The organism is Bacillus sp. AK124, from assembly GCF_053903085.1.
Genome location: NZ_CP096378.1, coordinates 1460599 through 1479253, shown reverse-complemented (window position 1 = coordinate 1479253; position 18655 = coordinate 1460599). Strand labels below are relative to the sequence as shown.

Annotated in this window: 13 protein-coding genes and 1 pseudogene; 8 read left to right on the top strand and 6 right to left on the bottom strand. The window is 45.1% G+C overall.

The annotated features are described in order from the left end of the window. Window positions 1-15 precede the first annotated feature (15 nt). The 6 genes from nikD (at window position 16) to M1E06_RS07390 (ending at window position 6247) form a co-directional block, all read left to right on the top strand. Window positions 16-834, top strand: coding sequence for a nickel import ATP-binding protein NikD (gene nikD, locus M1E06_RS07415; protein ID WP_144497907.1), 819 nt, complete (start codon window positions 16-18; stop codon window positions 832-834). A gap of 41 nt (window positions 835-875) precedes the next feature. Continuing rightward, window positions 876-1694, top strand: a complete 819-nt coding sequence (gene nikE / locus M1E06_RS07410) for a nickel import ATP-binding protein NikE (protein ID WP_026579222.1) — start codon at window positions 876-878, stop codon at window positions 1692-1694. 254 nt (window positions 1695-1948) lie between these two features. Next, window positions 1949-2779, top strand: coding sequence for a MerR family transcriptional regulator (locus M1E06_RS07405; RefSeq protein WP_023855332.1), 831 nt, complete (start codon window positions 1949-1951; stop codon window positions 2777-2779). A 60-nt stretch (window positions 2780-2839) separates the two neighbouring features. Then, complete coding sequence (locus M1E06_RS07400) at window positions 2840-4195, top strand: MATE family efflux transporter (RefSeq protein ID WP_216904347.1); 1356 nt, start codon at window positions 2840-2842, stop codon at window positions 4193-4195. Window positions 4196-4427: 232 nt separating this feature from the next. Further along, window positions 4428-5435 (top strand): AraC family transcriptional regulator, encoded by a 1008-nt coding sequence (locus M1E06_RS07395; RefSeq protein ID WP_023855334.1) that lies wholly within the window; start codon window positions 4428-4430, stop codon window positions 5433-5435. A 17-nt stretch (window positions 5436-5452) separates the two neighbouring features. Further along, window positions 5453-6247, top strand: a complete 795-nt coding sequence (locus M1E06_RS07390; protein WP_216904349.1) for an SDR family NAD(P)-dependent oxidoreductase — start codon at window positions 5453-5455, stop codon at window positions 6245-6247. 82 nt (window positions 6248-6329) lie between these two features. Here the strand turns inward: M1E06_RS07390 and M1E06_RS07385 are convergent, their stop codons facing one another. From M1E06_RS07385 to M1E06_RS07365, 5 genes and pseudogenes are all read right to left on the bottom strand, one after another. After that, window positions 6330-8114, bottom strand: coding sequence for a phosphatase PAP2 family protein (locus tag M1E06_RS07385; RefSeq protein WP_216904363.1), 1785 nt, complete (start codon window positions 8112-8114; stop codon window positions 6330-6332). Between the two features lie 262 nt (window positions 8115-8376). After that, window positions 8377-9204, bottom strand: coding sequence for an alpha/beta hydrolase (locus M1E06_RS07380; protein WP_216904351.1), 828 nt, complete (start codon window positions 9202-9204; stop codon window positions 8377-8379). 391 nt (window positions 9205-9595) lie between these two features. Continuing rightward, a pseudogene (locus M1E06_RS07375) lies at window positions 9596-10830 on the bottom strand (cytochrome P450 family protein). 652 nt (window positions 10831-11482) lie between these two features. Further along, complete coding sequence (gene xynB / locus M1E06_RS07370; RefSeq protein WP_020452348.1) at window positions 11483-13084, bottom strand: xylan 1,4-beta-xylosidase; 1602 nt, start codon at window positions 13082-13084, stop codon at window positions 11483-11485. 52 nt (window positions 13085-13136) lie between these two features. Beyond that, complete coding sequence (locus M1E06_RS07365; RefSeq protein ID WP_101561131.1) at window positions 13137-14510, bottom strand: MFS transporter; 1374 nt, start codon at window positions 14508-14510, stop codon at window positions 13137-13139. Window positions 14511-15081: 571 nt separating this feature from the next. Between M1E06_RS07365 and M1E06_RS07360 the strand changes: the two genes are divergently transcribed. Further along, window positions 15082-15462 carry a hypothetical protein gene (locus M1E06_RS07360; RefSeq protein WP_020452350.1) on the top strand — a complete coding sequence of 127 codons (381 nt, stop codon included), beginning with the start codon at window positions 15082-15084 and terminating at the stop codon, window positions 15460-15462. A 226-nt stretch (window positions 15463-15688) separates the two neighbouring features. Beyond that, on the top strand, window positions 15689-16483 hold the full coding sequence (locus M1E06_RS07355; RefSeq protein WP_025811081.1) for an SDR family NAD(P)-dependent oxidoreductase: 795 nt from the start codon (window positions 15689-15691) through the stop codon (window positions 16481-16483). A gap of 37 nt (window positions 16484-16520) precedes the next feature. Here the strand turns inward: M1E06_RS07355 and M1E06_RS07350 are convergent, their stop codons facing one another. Next, window positions 16521-18554 (bottom strand): GH32 C-terminal domain-containing protein, encoded by a 2034-nt coding sequence (locus tag M1E06_RS07350; RefSeq protein ID WP_023855342.1) that lies wholly within the window; start codon window positions 18552-18554, stop codon window positions 16521-16523. Window positions 18555-18655: the final 101 nt, after the last annotated feature.

Here is an 18655-nt window from a genome sequence, read left to right as displayed (position 1 = left end):
AAAGGAATGAGGAAGTTGGGAACAGAACAATCAACAGTACTTCAAGTCAGAGATTTGCATGTGCAGGTTCACAATCAAAAAGGAAATTCAACTATCGTTCAAGAGATTAATTTTGAACTGAAGTGCGGACAGGTTCTTGGTTTAATTGGTGAGAGCGGTTGCGGAAAAACGGTAACGAGCATGTCTATTCTTCAGACGCTTGACCCAAAAACAACCAAGGTGGAAGGAAGTATTGCTTTGCGGGGCCGGGAATTGAACGGATTAGCAGAACAGGACATGCGTAAAATCCGCGGCAAAGATATAGCCTATATCATGCAGAATCCGATGAACGCTTTTACACCCGTTTTTACGATCGGCCAGCAAATGATCGAATCGATTCGCTCTCATACATCTTTTAGCAAAAAACAGGCGAAAGAGCTCGCGACCGAAGCATTGCATCATGTAAACCTCCCCCACCCTGCTAAACTTTTGCATTCCTACCCTTTTCAATTAAGCGGCGGAATGCTTCAACGGGTCATGATTGCAATTGCAGCATGCCTGGAGCCGGCCGTTCTTATTGCGGATGAACCCACAACTGCGCTCGACGTGTTTAATCAGAAGACGGTGCTGAAATATTTAGACGGCTTGCGATCTGAATTCGGCACGGCGATTTTGCTTATATCTCATGATCTGGGCGTCATTGCTGAAATGGCCGATGAAGTCGCTGTGATGCAGAATGGGAGAATTGTAGAAAATGGAGATGTGTTTCAGCTGTTTGATGAACCAAAACATGACTATACAAAGAAGCTGTTAAGTTCACGGTTGACTTTGCCAATGGATCAACTTGCCACTTGAGTCAGTATGAAGAAGACCTGCATTTGATATGGGGTGAACAAGTGAGTTTATTACAAGTGAAAGACGTCACTCATCATTATACGGCGCGCAAATTGTTCAAATGGAAAGCTCCATCGAAACAAGTCCTTTCCAATGTCAGCTTTTCAATTGAAGAAGGCGCATGTCTGGGCATGCTTGGACCAAGCGGAGCCGGGAAAAGCACATTGGGAAAAGTGATGCTCGGTTTGGAACGGCCGCAATCAGGCCAAATCTTTTTTCAAGGTCATGATCTATATAAAGCCGAGCAATCCATCCGGCGGAAAATCCGCCGCGACCTTCAAGCTGTTTTTCAAGACTCATATTCTTCCGTCAACCCGCGAATGACGGCGGAACAAATCATAGCAGAACCGCTGGAAAACTATGAAAGGCTCACAATCGCCGAGCAAAAACGGACCATTATCGAGCTATTGGAAAGAGTAGGCTTAACTGAAGAGGATTTAACAAAATATCCGCATCAATTCAGCGGCGGCCAATTGCAGCGAATTAATATTGCAAGAGCAGTCTCGCTCAAGCCGAAGCTGATCGTATTGGACGAGTCTGTCAGCAGCCTGGACATGGTAACCCAAACGCTTATATTGGATTTATTAAAAGAGCTCAAAAACGATTTTGGAATGTCGTATTTCTTTATAACGCATGATTTAAAAGCCGCCTATCAATTAAGTGATACACTAGGTGTTTTAGATCACGGCCAATTGACCGGGCTTTACGAGAAAGATCGGTTTTTAAAGTCAGATCACCCGGTTGTAAAAGAAATGAAGCGTTCCATACTGGCAGAGCACCCGCGATTTCGTTCAATCGGAACAAGGGCGCTTCAGCAATAAACTTGCCGGGAACATTTCAAACCTTTTCTCTGAAATGAGCTTCTTTAATTCACGTTTGTGAAAAATAAATGAGGGCTTCCAATCATGAAGCCCTCATTTATTTTTGAAAATCTATCATTTGGCGTAATGCCCCTTTTAGAGGCTGCGGTTCCTTGTTGACCAGGCATGCATTTTCACCTAATGTTAATAGTAGGCTTAAGATATACATCCGATAACCCTAAAAAAAGTTCACATACCAACAAATGAGGTGAAAAATGGTGAATAATCGATTCCGCGTGGGAGAAGTAGCACGGCTTTTCAAGCTGCCCGCATCGACTCTGCGTTACTATGATGAAATCGGACTGTTCAAGCCAAAGTATACTGACCCTGAAACATCCTATCGATATTATGGTGTTGAACAATTTCAGGTTCTGGATACCATTATTTTTTTAAGGAAAAATGGATTTTCGTTAAAAGACATTCAGCATCAGTTAGATAAAAGGACTCCGGAAACGACGATGGATATTTTGAAGAAGAAGCTTGAGGAAGTGAGGATGGAAATTTGCCGGCTCCAACGCAGTGCGGCGAGGATCGAAAACAAAATTTCCACAATCGAAGAAGGAATAAAACTTGCCGGTCATCCTGCTTTAACATTTCAGTATTTCCCAAAACGGCCTGTTTCCTATCTGTATTTTGACAAACCTGTTGATCTGATAGAGGAAGGCGACGACATCTATTTAAAGGATAGAGAAACGCTTTCGAGCCAGTCGATCGAGAATAACGGCTTCTTCACCGGAGACATCGGAACGATCGTGGATATGGAAAGCTTGAAGCAAGAAGGACCTGTAAAATACATCGGCTTATTTGAATTGCTGCACGGCGAAAACAGCAATGAATATTTAAACGAAGGTTTGTATGCAAGCTATCCTCATATTGGCCCCTACGAGGACATGAGAAAAAGTTATCAGCTTGTTTTACGTCAGCTGAAAGAGGAAGGATATAAACTTGAAGGAATCCCCGTTGAGATTTCCGTTCTTGATGAGGCTGTCATCAAGGAGTCCGATCATTTTGTCACTTTAATCCAAATTCCGGTGACAAAGTTTTGATTGACCTTCAAGTAACTTGAAGGTTTAGAATACTCCTGTAGCTCATTATAGGAGGAATACATGATGACAGAAACACATCAGCAGCTAATGAAATTACCAGTTAATCAAGTGTTTTTTAAATATTTCATCCCTGCAACGCTTGGATTACTCTTAATGTCAGCGAATATTTTAATTGATGGCCTATTCGTTGGAAATGGGATTGGAACCGCAGCACTGGCTGGAGTGAACCTTTCCTATCCGGTCATTTCTTTGATTATGGCCATCGCTCTGTGGATTGGGATAGGCGGAGCAACGAAGTACTCTATCAGCATCGGGGAGAATCGTCCGCAAAAGGCAAGCAGCGTTTTTTCTCTGGCTCTCTTCTCTACACTAATCATCAGTGCGCTTTTAGGGGTGTTCGGGCTTTTCAATATTCAAGCCATTTCCCTATGGCTTGGCGCTAACTCCGACACCTCTTCTTACGTCATAGAGTACTTAAACGTCATGTTTTTATTCGGCTGGGTCATCGCATTAGAACAGGTCTTAAGTATTTTTGTAAGGAATGACGGCAGTCCAAAGCTTTCGATGATAGCTCTTGCAACAACATCGATTGTGAATATCATTCTGAATTTTTATACAATCATGATTTTGAACATGGGGGTAACAGGTGCTGCGATTTCAACGGTGCTTGGCGGATTCGCCGGACTGCTTGTATTATCCCTGCACTTCTTTAACCGTCAAGCGCAACTGAGAAAGCTGGCGTTTCAGTGGTCCCGGAAATCCCTTCTGCACATCTTTGCCATCGGGTTTCCAAGTTTTCTGGCGGAGGCCGGGCTCCTCATATTTGTAACAGGGTATAACCTGGCGATGTCCGAATTGGCAGGCACGGGAGGGGTCGCTGCCTTCTCGGTCATCAACTACCTTCACGGGTTTATGTTCCTGTCCTTCTTCGGCATTGAAATGGCGCTTCAGCCAATGATCAGTTATTATCATGGTGCTGAAGAAAGCGAACGAATCAAAAGCAGCATGAAGATTGGGGAGAAGACCGCTGTTATCCTGGGAATTCTTTTGCTCGTTATCGGTTGGGTGGCTGCACCGTTCCTTGTAGGTTTATTCGGAATAGAATCAACCGAAATCCAGGATCTGGCCATCGATGGAATCCGCCTATTTTTTATCGGGTATATCTTCCTTGGCTATAACTTTGTCTATATGAGTTACTTTCAATCCATTGGCCGGGCCGGTTCATCGGCTTTGATCATCATATTGCGAAGCTTCGTGTCCCTTCTCATCCTGCTTTGGATTTTGCCTAAGTTTATTGGCGTCACGGGAGTTTGGCTATCCTTGCCGCTTTCCGAGTTTTTTGTCGCCGCCCTCCTCTTTTTCATGACGAGAAAACATGTGATGAAAACAGGAAATCCCGTGTTTGGCAAGGGATGATTTTACAGCCGGGAGTTTCCTCCCGGCTTGTTTCCTATATATAAGGCGCCTGCCTGTCACAGTCTTCGTACGCTGACACGTTCGGCGTAATCGGCAAGTTAAATGTCGTCCTTTGCTAGTTACAGTCCGACAATGGATAGGTAAAGTTATAACTGTCCCGCCAATAAGGCAGGATGGAATGACGACCAAGTGAGCGAAGGTGCAGAAAGTTAAAGGAGTGCTCATACGTATGATGTCTCATAATCGAATTAAATTCCCGGCAGGGTTTTGGGCGGGATTGCGTCACTTAGGAATTAACGCCTCTGACGTGCTCCGAAAAGCCCAGCTGCCGCTCACCATGATGACTGAACCAGTTGTCACCGCCGCCCAATACCTCGCGATCTGGCAGGCGTATTCCGATCTCGTTGATGATGTTTCCAAAGGAATCATCAAGCTTGCGACCGGCTTTGAGCCGGCACATTACCCTCCAGCCGTATTAGCGGCTTACCATGCTCGTGACTACCGCGACGCGCTAAAGCGAATGGCCCGCTATAAACAATTGTGCCCTCCCGAAAGCTTGCGTATCACCGAGGAAAGTGAGCACTGCACAATCGAACTGGAATGGTTGGATGATAAGCAACCCGGTCCGCCGCTCTTGATTGGCATTACACTGGCATTTCTTCTGGAACTCGGGCGCCGGGGTACAGGTCAGCCGTTGACAGCGAAGTCGGTCGAGTTTGCACACCCAATGGGCGACATGCAGGCGCTTGAAGCATACTTCGGCTGCCGTATCCGGAGCGGTGCAGATCGGAATCGGCTGACGCTGCATCGAGGAGATCTGGACCGCCCCTTTGTCTCGTATAATGCAGAGTTGCTGGAGATTCTGACTCCTGTGCTGGATCAATCGTTGAATGATCAGCAAAATAGCCTTTCAATCACTGAAGTGGTCAAGTGGATCATGAAACGCACGCTCACAGGAGGGCACCCAGACATTCAGACTGTCGCGGGCGAATTGGGAATGAGCGGCCGCACCTTGCAGCGCCGGCTTACTGATGAAGGCACTAGCTTCAAACAGCTGTTGATCCAAGTCAGACATGAGCAGGCGCGGGAGTACTTGGCAGACCCTTCGCTCGATATTAAAGAAGTGGCCTTTCTGATCGGATATGAAGATCAGAACTCGTTCTACCGGGCCTTCCGCCTCTGGGAAGGCGAGACACCTTCTAATTGGCGTAAGCAAACCCGGCTGAATGGACTTAACTAGAATAGGAGAAATGTTTGATGGATATGGGATTAAAAAACAAAACAGCTTTAGTTACAGGATCGACGAAAGGGATAGGAAAAGCCATCGCTATTGAACTTGCCAAAGAAGGTGTTCATGTCCTCATTAACGGACGAAATGAGGAAGAGGCAGAACGAACAGTCAATGAAATAAAATCAGCTTTTCCTGCCACCTCTCCCCAAAACGCCGCGGCTGACATCGTGGATATTAAGCAAAGGGAAGCTTTATTTAAAAAATACCCTCAAATCGATATTTTAATAAACAATATGGGCATTTATGAAATCATGGAATATGAGGACGTTGACGATGAAATATGGGAAAAATACTTCCGCACCAACGTTCTGGCCGCAAACAGTTTAACTAAATTTTATTTGCCGAAAATGCTGAAAAGTGATTTTGGCCGCATCATCTTTATTGCGAGTGAAGAAGCGATGATGCCTTCAGGGCAGATGCCTCAGTATTGTATGACAAAATCAATGCTATTATCATTGTCAAAAAGCTTATCTAAATTAACAATCGGAACAGAAGTGACGGTCAATACGATCATGCCGGGGCCGACGCTCTCTGAGAATGTGAAGCAAATCATTGAGGGAATGTACCCTGATGAAGGAATGACTTTTTCAGAAAAAGAGAAGAAATTCATGACCACAAACCTGCCTCAATCCGAAATACAGCGATTTATCAAACCTATTGAAATCGGCAGACTGGCGGCATTTGTATGCAGTCCTTATGCATCCGCATTTAAAGGGTCTCCGATCCGTATGGACGGTGGAATGGTGCCGACTATTTTTTAAGATCTCCTGTTCAAGATAGACTTCGTCAAAACGAAAAACAAGCTGGCGGCAGTAAGCGCCAGCTTGCAGCTTATGATGAAGATCAGCTTCTCCCCTTTTGATCAAGTTTCAACTGAATACTGTTGGACTTATAGATGATCTTCACTTTATACTTGCTTGGCAATCCTCTGGTTTCGACGGAAGAAAATGAGCCATGACGCTTGCGGAAGGTTATGACCGCCGATCCATCAGCCGGAACGTAATTGTCTGTAAAATTGAGACGTAATGTCCCCTTTAATCTTGCTTTTCCTTTAATTTTCAACTGATCTTTTTTACCGCTGAGATGAAGTTCAAGTATTCCTTCAGCAGATTGTTTGTAGTCTCCCCCGATCATCAGTTTTCCCGGCACATCTTCCCTAAGGGTGCCTCTTCCCAGTGAAACATCACCTCTCCCGAAAGCTGTCTCCGAACCGCCCTCAAGCGTCCCTTGATCAATCCGTGTACCGCCGGAATATGTATTTTTCCCTTCCAGCTTCAAAGTGCCTGTCCCCTTTTTGGTCAGCTTTCCAGCGCCGGAGATGTCGTTGCGCCAGCGATCCGTTGCATGGAAGCCGCCTTTGGCAGCATCCATCTTCACGGTAACATCTTTGGTAAAAGCACCATACCCATCTGCGGCGGAAAAGAGATTAAGCCTTCCCCATCCTTCCGCATCATCAAGAACAGGATAGCCGGCCGGAAGACCGGTAGTGGCTAAAATCAAACGGCGCTGCTTTTTGTCAAGGTAAGGAAAACGCGTTTCCAGCAGGACTTCGGCTCCCTTTGGAACTGCCATTGGTTTAGCGGTTGTCTTCATTTGACGAAATCCATATGTCAATCGTTCCGTATATTGTTTTTTATTCGTTTCATAATCGCTGTATCTGTCTTCGCCTGTACCGGTTTGCGTTAATAGTTTACGATGAGCTTCATCATAAGCCGTTTTCTTCAATTTTTCATTGTCGGGATCAGACAGAATCGCAGCTGACAATGCTGTAGCCATGACCCTCCCCCCCATAACGTCCAGCGGGGAATGCATACCGGCAACAATCCGGTTATGACCGAGTTCAGAAGCGCGAGTCAGCAGCTCCTGATAACGCTCTGGTATCGCATAGGCCATGGCAAAAGCGCTGAGATATGCGGCGTTCGTATGTCCGCTTGGAAAACCTCCGTCTTTGCTCGGATCAGGATTGATGACGGGAATAAGCGTTGGAACAATGATCGAATTGTCTTTCCAGCGAAACGGACGGGGATAATTGAAATAGCCTTTAGCCGGATTCGATGAAGAATAGTTGCCGCGTAAAGTATTGACCAAGCTCACGACATGTCCAAGTTCCGAACTGGTGCTGCCTGAATTGGTTCCTTCATCATGATATTTTTTTATCGAGGCATCTGCCGGGATGCTGATGATCGTTGTCGTCGCTCCCGCGTTCATTCGATAGACGTCAGCAAGCTTCCCGAGGCCGTCAATAACACTGTAGCTCTGGCCCCTCCGATCATCAAAATATGCAGCATTTTCCTCAAACATCGTGCGGTGTTCAGTAATATCCACGACTTTTTGGATGTTGGCATCCAACACTCTTCTGTTCAGTTTAGTACCGGTATTCCACGTCTTTCCGGGGGTCCAAAGTTTATTAAATTCGGAAAGCACCCCGATGACTGGATTGGATTCCACCGTCATATTAGCAGAGATATTATTTTTGTAATGATCTACGAAAAATCCGGAAGACTGCGGCGAAGCTGCAGTTGTTGGTTTAGTTGCCGCGCTCGCATCGCCTACAACCAGAGAACTTAGAAGAAGTGCCAAAGAACAGACAGCTATCAGTAAATGCTTCCTCATCCTTAATCGTTTCATTCTCACATCATATCCCCCTTGCTCTTAATCTCCCAACCATCAAGTTCTATATGATCGTATCGTAAATTTGTTAAATCAAATGGCTTGATTTTATTAATGTTTTGTTTAAATTTTGGGATTTTGCAGATTGATGCATTATGAGTGAGGAGGGTAACAAGGGGTGAGAAAGGCCGGATTTAAAATTCAGGCCTTTCTCTGCTAGTTTAACAGCTGTTTATACATTTTCATCCAGTGCATAGGAGGCTAAATCGGCCTGTTTAGTCTATTTATTTTCCTTCTCTAAAAACGCCATAACCGCTTTTGTCAGATTCTGTGCTTCTGCCGGCGCATCCGGTGAGCCGAACATCTTATTTAAATCACTGTGAGATAAGCTGTTGACCCGATACACAAAATCCGTTGCTTTCGCTTTGTTTACGGTTTCCGCGAATTTGTAGACGGCGGGGTCTTCCCAGCGGGTCACAAGATAGGCAGGCGGTAATTTTGAGTTGTTGATGTAGGAGAGCGGCGAAGCTTCTGTCCATACCTTTTCGTCGGAACCGAACACTTTTTGATAAGACGGGATCGCTTCGATGAATCGTTTCATATCCAAGGGTCCATCTAAAACCACAATCGAATTGAGCGAGGCCGGCGTGAGGCCGACACGATTTAAATATGCCGGATTTGCGGCAATTAAGGCGGCCAAGTGCCCTCCTGCCGAATGTCCCATAACATTGATTTTTGACGGATCGATTTGATATTCATCAGCATGATCCATCACCCATTTAACGGCCTTAGCCGCATCATCAGCCATCTCTTCATACTGAACATCGGGATGAAGCCGATAGTTGACAGATACGAAAACATAGCCGTTTTCCGTGAACAATGCCGGCTTCGAAGCAGCCCTGCTTTTGTCGCCGCTTGTCCATCCTCCACCGTGAAGATAGATGAGAACAGGATGTTTTTCATCCTCGTTTGTTTGCGGTGTATAAATATCCAATGTTTGTCTGTCGTCTTTTGCGTAATGAACATTTTCAGCATTCTTGTTGGAAGTACAGGCGATCAAGCCAATACACAGAATCGCCACCCCTGTCCATTTGATGAATCCTCTCAAGTTTAAAAACACCTTTCTTCTTTAGCCAGTATATTTTAAAACGTCTCACGGAACATTCCGGGAATGCTCATCTGTTAATCAGTTTTAAGGCGGCGGAACATTAGCATATGTTTCTAATTATAAACAGAAACAAGAAACTTACAAATTTTAAAATCAATGAGAGAATTAAAGGTTTTTACTGTCGAGGGCTGTAAACCTGCGAGGAAAATATGAGAGGCTGCATTCGCAAAAGCGGCCTGAAAAAGTATTAGACAATTAAGCCGGCAAGAAAAGTACTCCCCGTCATATCGGGGAGTACGATTTTTATGAGTCCTGTGATAGATGGTCGTCTGCTTTTTCTTCGAGCCGAAATGACAGCAAACATATCACGGCTGACTGTAAATCCAACCATTTAAAAACATAGTGGCAGTTCTTCTAAAGCTCTCATCAGAAAATTGCCTTTCCATTTGATCTGCTCCCTTTCACCTTTGATCTCTATATGTTCAAAGCGGCGCAGCAATGTTTGAATTGCGATTTTGGCTTCCAGCCGGGCAAGCGGTGCGCCGAGGCAAAAATGGCTGCCATGGCCAAAGGCAAGGTGGCGGTTATCCTTTCTTTCAATATCAAAGCGGTCGGCATTCGGGAAGACCGTGTCATCGCGGTTGGCTGACGCTAATGAAACGATGATCACATCTTTTCGCTTAATCTCCTGCCCGTGCAATGTAAATGGTTCGGCCGCCCAGCGCAGGGTGGTTAATTCCACTGGACTGTAAAATCTGAGCGCCTCTTCAATGGCTGAGTCGATTAAATCAGGATTTTGACGAAGCTTTTCCAGCTGATCAGGGTGGTTCAGCAAGGCAAAGGTCATATTGGTTATTAAGTTTACCGTCGTTTCATGTCCTGCAACGATAAGGAGCATAATCGTCGAATACAGCTCTTCTATGCTTAATCTCGTTCCTTCGCTTTCTGCCTGAATGAGCGAACTGACTAAATCTTCAGCCGGCTCCTCCCTTTTTTGCGGACCAAATATTCCAGGTATTCAGCGAATTCGCCTATTTTATGCTTGTATTCCTCCAGGCTTTCAGGAGTGTCGGAAAAATCAATAATCGCCTGGGACCAAACCCTGAATTTTTGCCGATCTTCAACTGGAATACCAAGCATCTCACTGATCACGATAATCGGCAGGGGAAAAGCGTAGTCGTCTACAAGATTCATAGAATGGTTCGGTTCTGCTTCATCCAATAAGGAATCAGCGATTTGTTGGATTCTTCCTTCGAGCTGCAATATCATCCGGGGAGTAAATGCTTTCTGAACAAGGGACCGCAAACGGCCGTGGTCAGGAGGATCTAAGTTGAGCATATGCTTTGATAAAGGTTCTTCATTTCCCAGAGCGGAGAAGTTTTCTAATTCTTCTTCTGTAAACACATTTTCGTAGTTTTTCTTCATTCTTGCATCCTTTAATATACGAACCGCGTCATCGTACCTCGTAATGAGCCAGCCCTCACCCAGATCTCCCATGGATACGGGATAAACAGAACGAGAGCCGCGTGTGTTTTTGTAAAAATCGTACGCATTATGTTTAAATGCAGCAGAAGATAGTTCTTTTTCAGATAATATGGTAGAGACTTTTTGATGTTTTGAAGACATTTTTACAACCTCCATCTCCGAAAAATTGTTATTATAAACCTACCTTTACATATTAAACCACACATTGACTGATTTCATGATACCAAAAGCGTCATTCTGCTAAATTCGATCGACAGGGTTCGGCCGAACGGCCTCTCCCCTTTATGCTTTGCCTTTGGAGGAGCTGGTTTTCGCCATAACTTTTCTTCAAGCCCGTCTCCGTAAATCTAAAGCTTTCAGCCCTGTTCACGCATGCGCAGCAGTTCGTTTTCCTGCGTTTGATCAAAGGTTTTGGTTAGAAAGCGACATGGAGCTTGAGGATGGCTCGCTGGAAAAGTCAAACGGATTGCTTCATCGCAAAACCTCCTTTGCCATTCTGAACACTCATCAACTAATGAACATGTGTTTATTATAAGTTGGGGCAACTTTCAAATTCAATCGGCAATCAAGCGATGGATGTTCATTAATGAACACCTTCTGTAATCATTGTTTAGTAATGAAGTTTAATTTGAAAGGTTCATAATGCATCTGCTCCTTTTGCGTTTCACTTACCCCAAAGCGAGCGAGGATGACAACTTTTAAATTAACCGAGGAAGGAAAGAGGCATTAAAATGGGAAGGGAAGAAAACAAATTTGAACCGCTCCCGATTGTCGGGAGCGGTATTTTGTTGACTCATAGCTCTTTGTACATAAAGTAATCAAAATCGGCATGTTGATGTGCTCCGCTTGTATCTTGGCATTGCATTCCCACAAAAGCTCCGGTGAAGAATCCTCCTCCGCGCACATAATCATCTGACAGTTTTTTAGATTCCAACGGGATCTCAATTTTATACCAGTCTTTTTTATTAAAAGAATAGGAGTAATAATATGTTTCCCATTCGACATTTACTCTTAAATAAACATATTGTATGTCCCGCGGGATGACAATTTTGTCTTTTATCGGCTGTGAGAATGTAAAATTATCGCATATCGTTACATCCAAAATGCGCCCAAGGTCTTCATCATAAGTCACTTGAAGAGCCGTCCAGTTTTCGGTGTTGTAGTAATTCACGAGTCCCGCGGCTTGCTGAAAGGTCTCCGGGTTGAAATCAACAGCAGTCTCCGCTGTAAAACGGAGGCTTTGCCAACGCCTGGCTACAAACGCCTGGGTAAATGTAGAGGTTAGTGATTCACGTCCATATAAACGTAAATGATTCGGCCTTTCAGTCAATGATCCTAATTCTTTCGTAAAGGGAATCCGCAATGTCTGAAAGTTCATATTTAATGTCCGATCAGCAAATTGATCGACTTCCTGATAGGTCGATGGAAACTTGGTTTCAGATATGCGGGGCGCTTCCACCTCCACCCTCCCCTCTTTTCCGCCTGCCACATAAGGCCAGCCGTCTTTCCACTCTAATTTTTGAATCGCGGTTTCTCTTCCCAAAGGACAATATCCTCTTTGGTGAATAACCGAGTCATCAGCAGGATGAATAGGACGCCCGGTTAAGTGAGCTAAATACCACTCACCTGTATGCGTTTCCACAATTGATGCATGTCCGCATTTCTGCAACGGATTCCGAGGTTCGTGCCAAGACGTTAAAATTGGATTGTCGGGGTGAATCTCATATGGTCCTTCGATATGTTTTGAACGGGCAATTGTGGCGGCATGCTCGTAACGGGTCCCGCCTTCCGCTGTCAACAAATAGTAATAATCCCCGATATGATAAAGGTGCGGCGCTTCAGTCAGTTTAATATCTGTGCCTTCAAAAATGATTTTCGGTTGATGGATAAGCCTTTTTTCGCGCACGGAAAATTCCTGCATCACAATGCCTCCGAATGAATGGCGGCCGATCCGGTGATCCCACAGCATATTTAACAAATATTTTCTTCCGTCGACATCATGGAACAATGAAGCATCGAAGCCGGAACTATTTAGTTGAATCGGCTCCCCCCAATCCCCATCGACGGTTTCGCAAGTAACTAAATAGTTATGACAGTCTTTCCAGGCTCCGTCCACAACTTTTACATCTGTATATATAAGCCAAAACTTTCCTTCACTATAACTTAGACAAGGCGCCCATACACCGCCTGAGTCGGGATTCCCTTTCATATCCAATTGTGAAACCCTCTGCAACGGATGTGCAATTAAACGCCAATTCACCAAATCTTTTGAATGATGGATTTGCACTCCTGGAAACCATTCGAAGGTGGATACTGCGATATAATAATCTTCCCCTACTCTACATATGGATGGATCCGGGTTGAAACCTTTAAGCACCGGATTGATAATTTTCATCTTCATTCCTCCTCACGGTTGTCTTTAAAATGTATATTTCCACTGAAATTCTTCATAGAGTCCAAGTCACTTTATCTCTATTCTCTAATTCACGTACGACTTTTGCATATTTTTCATCGCTTAAATTGTAAAAATTAATGTCGATTATAGCCAATATAAGGAAAATAACCGGAACTACAGTTGTCGTTAATAATATCCCTGTCAACGCTTCAGGTGTTTGGACCTGGCCTGCGGCATAGCCGAACTTCTCCAATATGAGTCCTGGAACGATTCCGCCGAGTGCCATGCCAAACTTGAAAAAGAAGCCGATAATCGCATAAATCAATCCACTCAAGCGTTTCCCTGTCTTATATTCGCCATATTCGATTGTTTCAGGGATAAGCGCCCACATATATCCACCGGCCGTCACGCTTCCAACTGCGGCAATGACCCGAAAGAAGAGCACCAGAAACACATTGCTTGGCGGAACAATGAGAATGGCTAAAAGTCCAATGATATTTAATAATAAAGCGGCATTTAATAGCTTTCTCTTTCCCAGCCACTTATTGATTCGGGGTATAAACGGCAGGATGGCCAATGCAGGAAGGCTTCCAAGCAAGCCGTACCATTTCACAAGATCGGCTCTGCCTACATTGTACGTCATGTAGTAGATGCCGACGGAATTGCTTATCGAGTTGACGCCAAAAATAATGATAAAGAAAATGCTTAAAACGACTAACGGACGATTCACCCGGAATTGCTCGAATAGATCGGAAAATTTAATTTTTTCTTCGGACATTGGCAGAGTGACCCGTTCTTTTGTACTTTTAAAACAAAAGATTAATAGACAGGCGCCAATTATCCCCAGCATGCTCATCGTCAGCTGCCAGCCAAGAGCCGTGTTTCCTGTCGTATCACCTAAATAAGTAGAAAGTAAAGGAACAAAAAAAGATACGATGAGTCCGCCAAGATTGGCAAAGACCATCCGAACCGAAGTAATGCTGACGACCTCTTGATTATCTCTCGTCATCGCGGAGGTTAATGCGCCGTATGGAACATTTATCGCTGTATATGTGAGTGATAAACCGACATACGTGATATAAGCGTAGATTAATTTTCCGGTATCTGAAAAATCTGGAGTTGTAAAACAGAGGATGGCAAGTACAGCAAGCGGAAACGCGCCGAACAGCAGATACGGCCTAAACCTCCCGAATCTGCTGTTTGTTCGGTCTACTAATGTTCCGATAAAAGGATCGGCAAGCGCATCAATGATTCGAACAATCAGAAACATTGTTCCAGCGGCAGCGGCTGATAAACCATAAACATCCGTATAGAAAAATAACAGATATGTAGAAACCGTGGTGTAAATTAAATTACATGCTAAATCTCCAGAAGCATAACCGGATTTCTCATACATACTAACTTGGTTTACATGTCCACCCGTCATAATTCTTACCTCCTCCACAGCCTTTCAAAACGGCTTTATGATAAGTTTTTATGAAAACGCATACATATAACCTGGCAAGCGGCCTTTCAGCCGAAGTGAGACAGATGCTTCACTCGTCAACCACGAATACTAGATTGTAGGTTTATGTCATCTTATCACCTCCATTTTTCAATTTTCGCAAGAATCAGATTTCTAAGGTTGCTTTGATCAGAACATAAAATGATCTCCCTCTTTCATCCACTCCTTATGCACACACTTAGTTTAATCATCAAACTAAGTTTAAGTCAGTTTGAAAATGTTGTCAATCATTAGCAGTGTCTATTTCAATTTCAAAAGAAAAAAACTCGAAAAACCGCGGAGGCCTTCATGGGATATCAGCTTCATTTGTTACAGCGCCGCAGCACCATGATCGGCCTTTTTTCTTAATAAAAGCACAATTTATGGATGCCGTTCGCAAAAAGTGCATCATATGAAAAAGATAAACCCAATTTTTCAGGGAACAATGCCTCATTCTTTCATCTGTGATGAATGATACAATCCCCAGTGTAGTGACTAAAAAGGAGGACCAATCATGAAATTCAGCAAAATCGGTGCCTTACTGCTCACTTTGGCGTGTTTGCTTTTGCCTTTTTCTTCTGCGTCTGCAGCAGGTTCCGGTGTATGGGATAATATCGGCACATACGGCATGACATCGCAGACTCCGATCATTAAATCAGGCGGAGGGAAATTTTATTTTCACAACAACAGCTTTTATGGCTTTACTTTTACGCTGTATGAAGTTGACGGGGCGGGAAGCACGCCCGAAATCGTTAGAAAAAATATCTACGTCGGACCGAAAAGCAACAGTCCGGTGATCGATGTCAGCGATTTTACAGATGGCGCGAACAAAAAAGCAGAACTCGTTCTGTTTAAAGGGAACGATACATACATCACCGTTACTTGCTATGATTGAATTCCCCATAAACAGTAAGCCCGCCGTTTACAGACGGCGGTTTTTTGATGCTTTTTTTGCCTGGTCAAACAAACGGTCCCCTCTTTAAACTGAGGGGGCACAAAAAAGTGCCTATATAACTTTAAAGTGCGTACTTCCGTTTCGGGTTCTTCTGTTCCATAATCATGAATGATGTTTTGTATGACATTGTTCTGTTTATACTGAAAAGAAAACGGAGGGATCCATGATGAACCTGAACTTACGAGGAAAAACAGCATTGGTGACCGGATCAACGTCCGGAATCGGCAAAGCGATTGCCGCTTCACTTGCGAAAGAAGGTGCGTCTGTCATCATTAACGGACGCCGGCAAGACAAGGTCAATCAAATAATAGACGAATTGAAAGGCCAATTCCCCGAGGCTGTTCTTCATCCGGCCCCTTATGATCTTGGCACTGAGAAAGGGTGTCAAGACCTAATAGCAGCGTTCCCGCATGTTGATATTCTCATTAATAATTTAGGAATTTTTGAGCCGGCGGAATATTTTGAGATTCCGGATGAGGATTGGTTCCGCTTTTTCGAAGTGAATATTATGAGCGGAGTAAGGCTCTCGCGGAGATATTTGCAAAGCATGATCGAGAAAAAAGAAGGCCGGGTCATTTTTATTGCGAGCGAAGCTGCGGTTATGCCGTCACAGGAAATGGCGCATTACAGCGCAACAAAAACGATGCAGCTTTCGATTTCCCGGAGCTTGGCAGAGCTTGCTACGGGTACAAATGTGACTGTCAATACCGTTATGCCGGGCTCAACCTTAACCGAAGGCGTTGAAACGATGCTGAAGACTCTTTATCCAGATGAAAACCTGACGGTCGAAGAAGCGGAAAGGCGGTTTATGAAAGAAAACCGGCCGACCTCTATCATACAAAGGCTGATTCGGCCGGAAGAAATCGCGCACTTTGTCACCTTTTTAAGCAGTCCGCTTTCCTCGCCGATCAATGGTGCAGCCTTGCGGGCGGACGGCGGATTGGTCCGCAGCGTCTTTTAAATGAAAGGCTGGAATGCCCGGCATTCCAGCTTCATCGTTATCGATCAGCATAAACATGTTGGAAGACTGCGGTCGCATCCCATGCATTCAAGCCAAATGCTCCCTCGGTAAACGTGGAATCCCGAGCACTTATCACCAATCGGCCGTCCAAGTAAATATGAAAGTTGGAATCGCGGGCCACCGCCTTCAGGTGATATTTCCGGCCGGTTTCTATCGGTGTGCGGTGTTCGGCAATAACAGAGGCCGAGCCGTTTTCAAATTTGAAAAACTTCACCACATCATGCTTGGCATCCACATTGGCAAGATATCCGTTTTGAACATCCTTGTCGGCCCGAAACACGAGAGCACCCGCCCCTCTGCCATTTCCATCCTTTACCGTGACATCTGCTTCATATGTGAAATCTGTTCCTTTTGCTGAAGATAAAATGAACGAATCCCCGTCAGATCGCCCTTGTTTTCCATCAATCGTGTCGGCCCATACACCGTTTACGGTCGTCCAGCCGGTCAAATTCGATTGAAAGGGTGACGTTCCCCATACGTTTTTCAGAGGATGAACCGTCATTGAATTCAGCTTGACAAACCCGTTAGATGCGTATACTTCAAGCCCTTTACTGGATCGGTCCGGCAGAATAATGTCGGTGATCACCTGCCTCCCGTCGTTGCCGAATACTTCAACTGAAGAGCGGTCGACATAAATGCGCATCTTCACCTTCCCACCGACCGGTTGCAGCGGGGCCGCATGCTTTCCGGTGTTAAAGTTCGGATTAAAGGAGACGTTTCCGGATTGGCTTCGGTCGACGAACAGTGAAGCGCTGTTTTTGCTGTAGCCGATTTTCGTATATTGGTTTTCCCCTGTTCGGACTTTAAAGCCAAATTCGGCCGCAGTTCCGGTATTTACTTGAAATTCCGCATTGATTTCGTACGCATTATCTGACAGCGCTTTCAAAAAATTTCTGTTTCGAGGTGAAATGATCTTGTTTTTCCACATTTGCGATGCACCCCTGATCGACTTCAGCTCAGTTACCGGAGCCTGAACAATTCTGAATCCTTCGGAAAACGCTTTCAATTTTAGTTCTCTCGGGATAGACATTGCGCTTCTCCACGGGGAAGTGGGAACATCGTTTGCGTATTGCCAATTGCTCATCCATCCTAACCAAAGCCTTCGCCCGTCAGACCGCGGGATATCAGACCAGCTGACAGCTGCGTAGAAGTCTTTGCCGTAATCTGTCCATAATACGCGATTCGGCGGGTTTTCATTTTTAAAGGTTGTGCCGTCAAAGCTTCCGACGAAATATTGCATGCCTGATCCTCCTGAGACAGCACCGTCTCCAACACTGACTTGCATCACCCATTTCGTTTCATTCGGTCTGCCCTCTACAGGAAGCTCAAACAGATCCGGACATTCCCACACGCCTCCATGGCTGCCTTCTCCTTCGCCGAATTCGCTCGCATATGTCCAGTGCTTCAGGTCAGGCGATGTATAGATTAAAATTCGGTCGCCGCCCGCAAGCACCATCACCCACTTTTTCGTCTGTTTGTGCCAAACGACTTTCGGATCTCGGAAATCTCTTTTTCCCGGATTTGGAATGACGGGGTTGCCTGAGTACTTCGTCCATGTCCTGCCTTTGTCATTGCTGTAGGCGATGCTTTGTACTTGTTCCCCGTCCCGGTCCTGCGTATAAATGGCAACGAGCGGCTTCTCCGTCCCTGTTTGAAACCCTGTTGTATTATGCCGATCGACGACAGCGCTTCCCGAAAAAATTGTCCCTTTTTCATCCGGATACAGCGCGACCGGCAAATGCTCCCACTTGACCAAATCTTTGCTTACTGCGTGCCCCCAATGCATCGGCCCCCAGCGCAAGCCATACGGATGATATTGATAAAACAGATGATATTCCCCCGCGTAATACACCATCCCGTTCGGGTCATTCATCCAGTTTGCTTCCGGCGTGAAATGATACTTGGGCCGATGATCCTCGTTATAGTAGTCCGGGTCGGCCGCAGCTGCGGAAAAGGCTTCCGGAAACATCATAGCCCCTATGATCCCCATCTGAATCATTCTCTTTTTCATCCCTTTTCTCCCCTCTTCTTCACACGGTTTTTAGTGACGGTTAAGGCAGGAAGTCCAAACAGCCTCCCCCTTTTTGCGGCCGAATGGACCTGCCTCTCCAA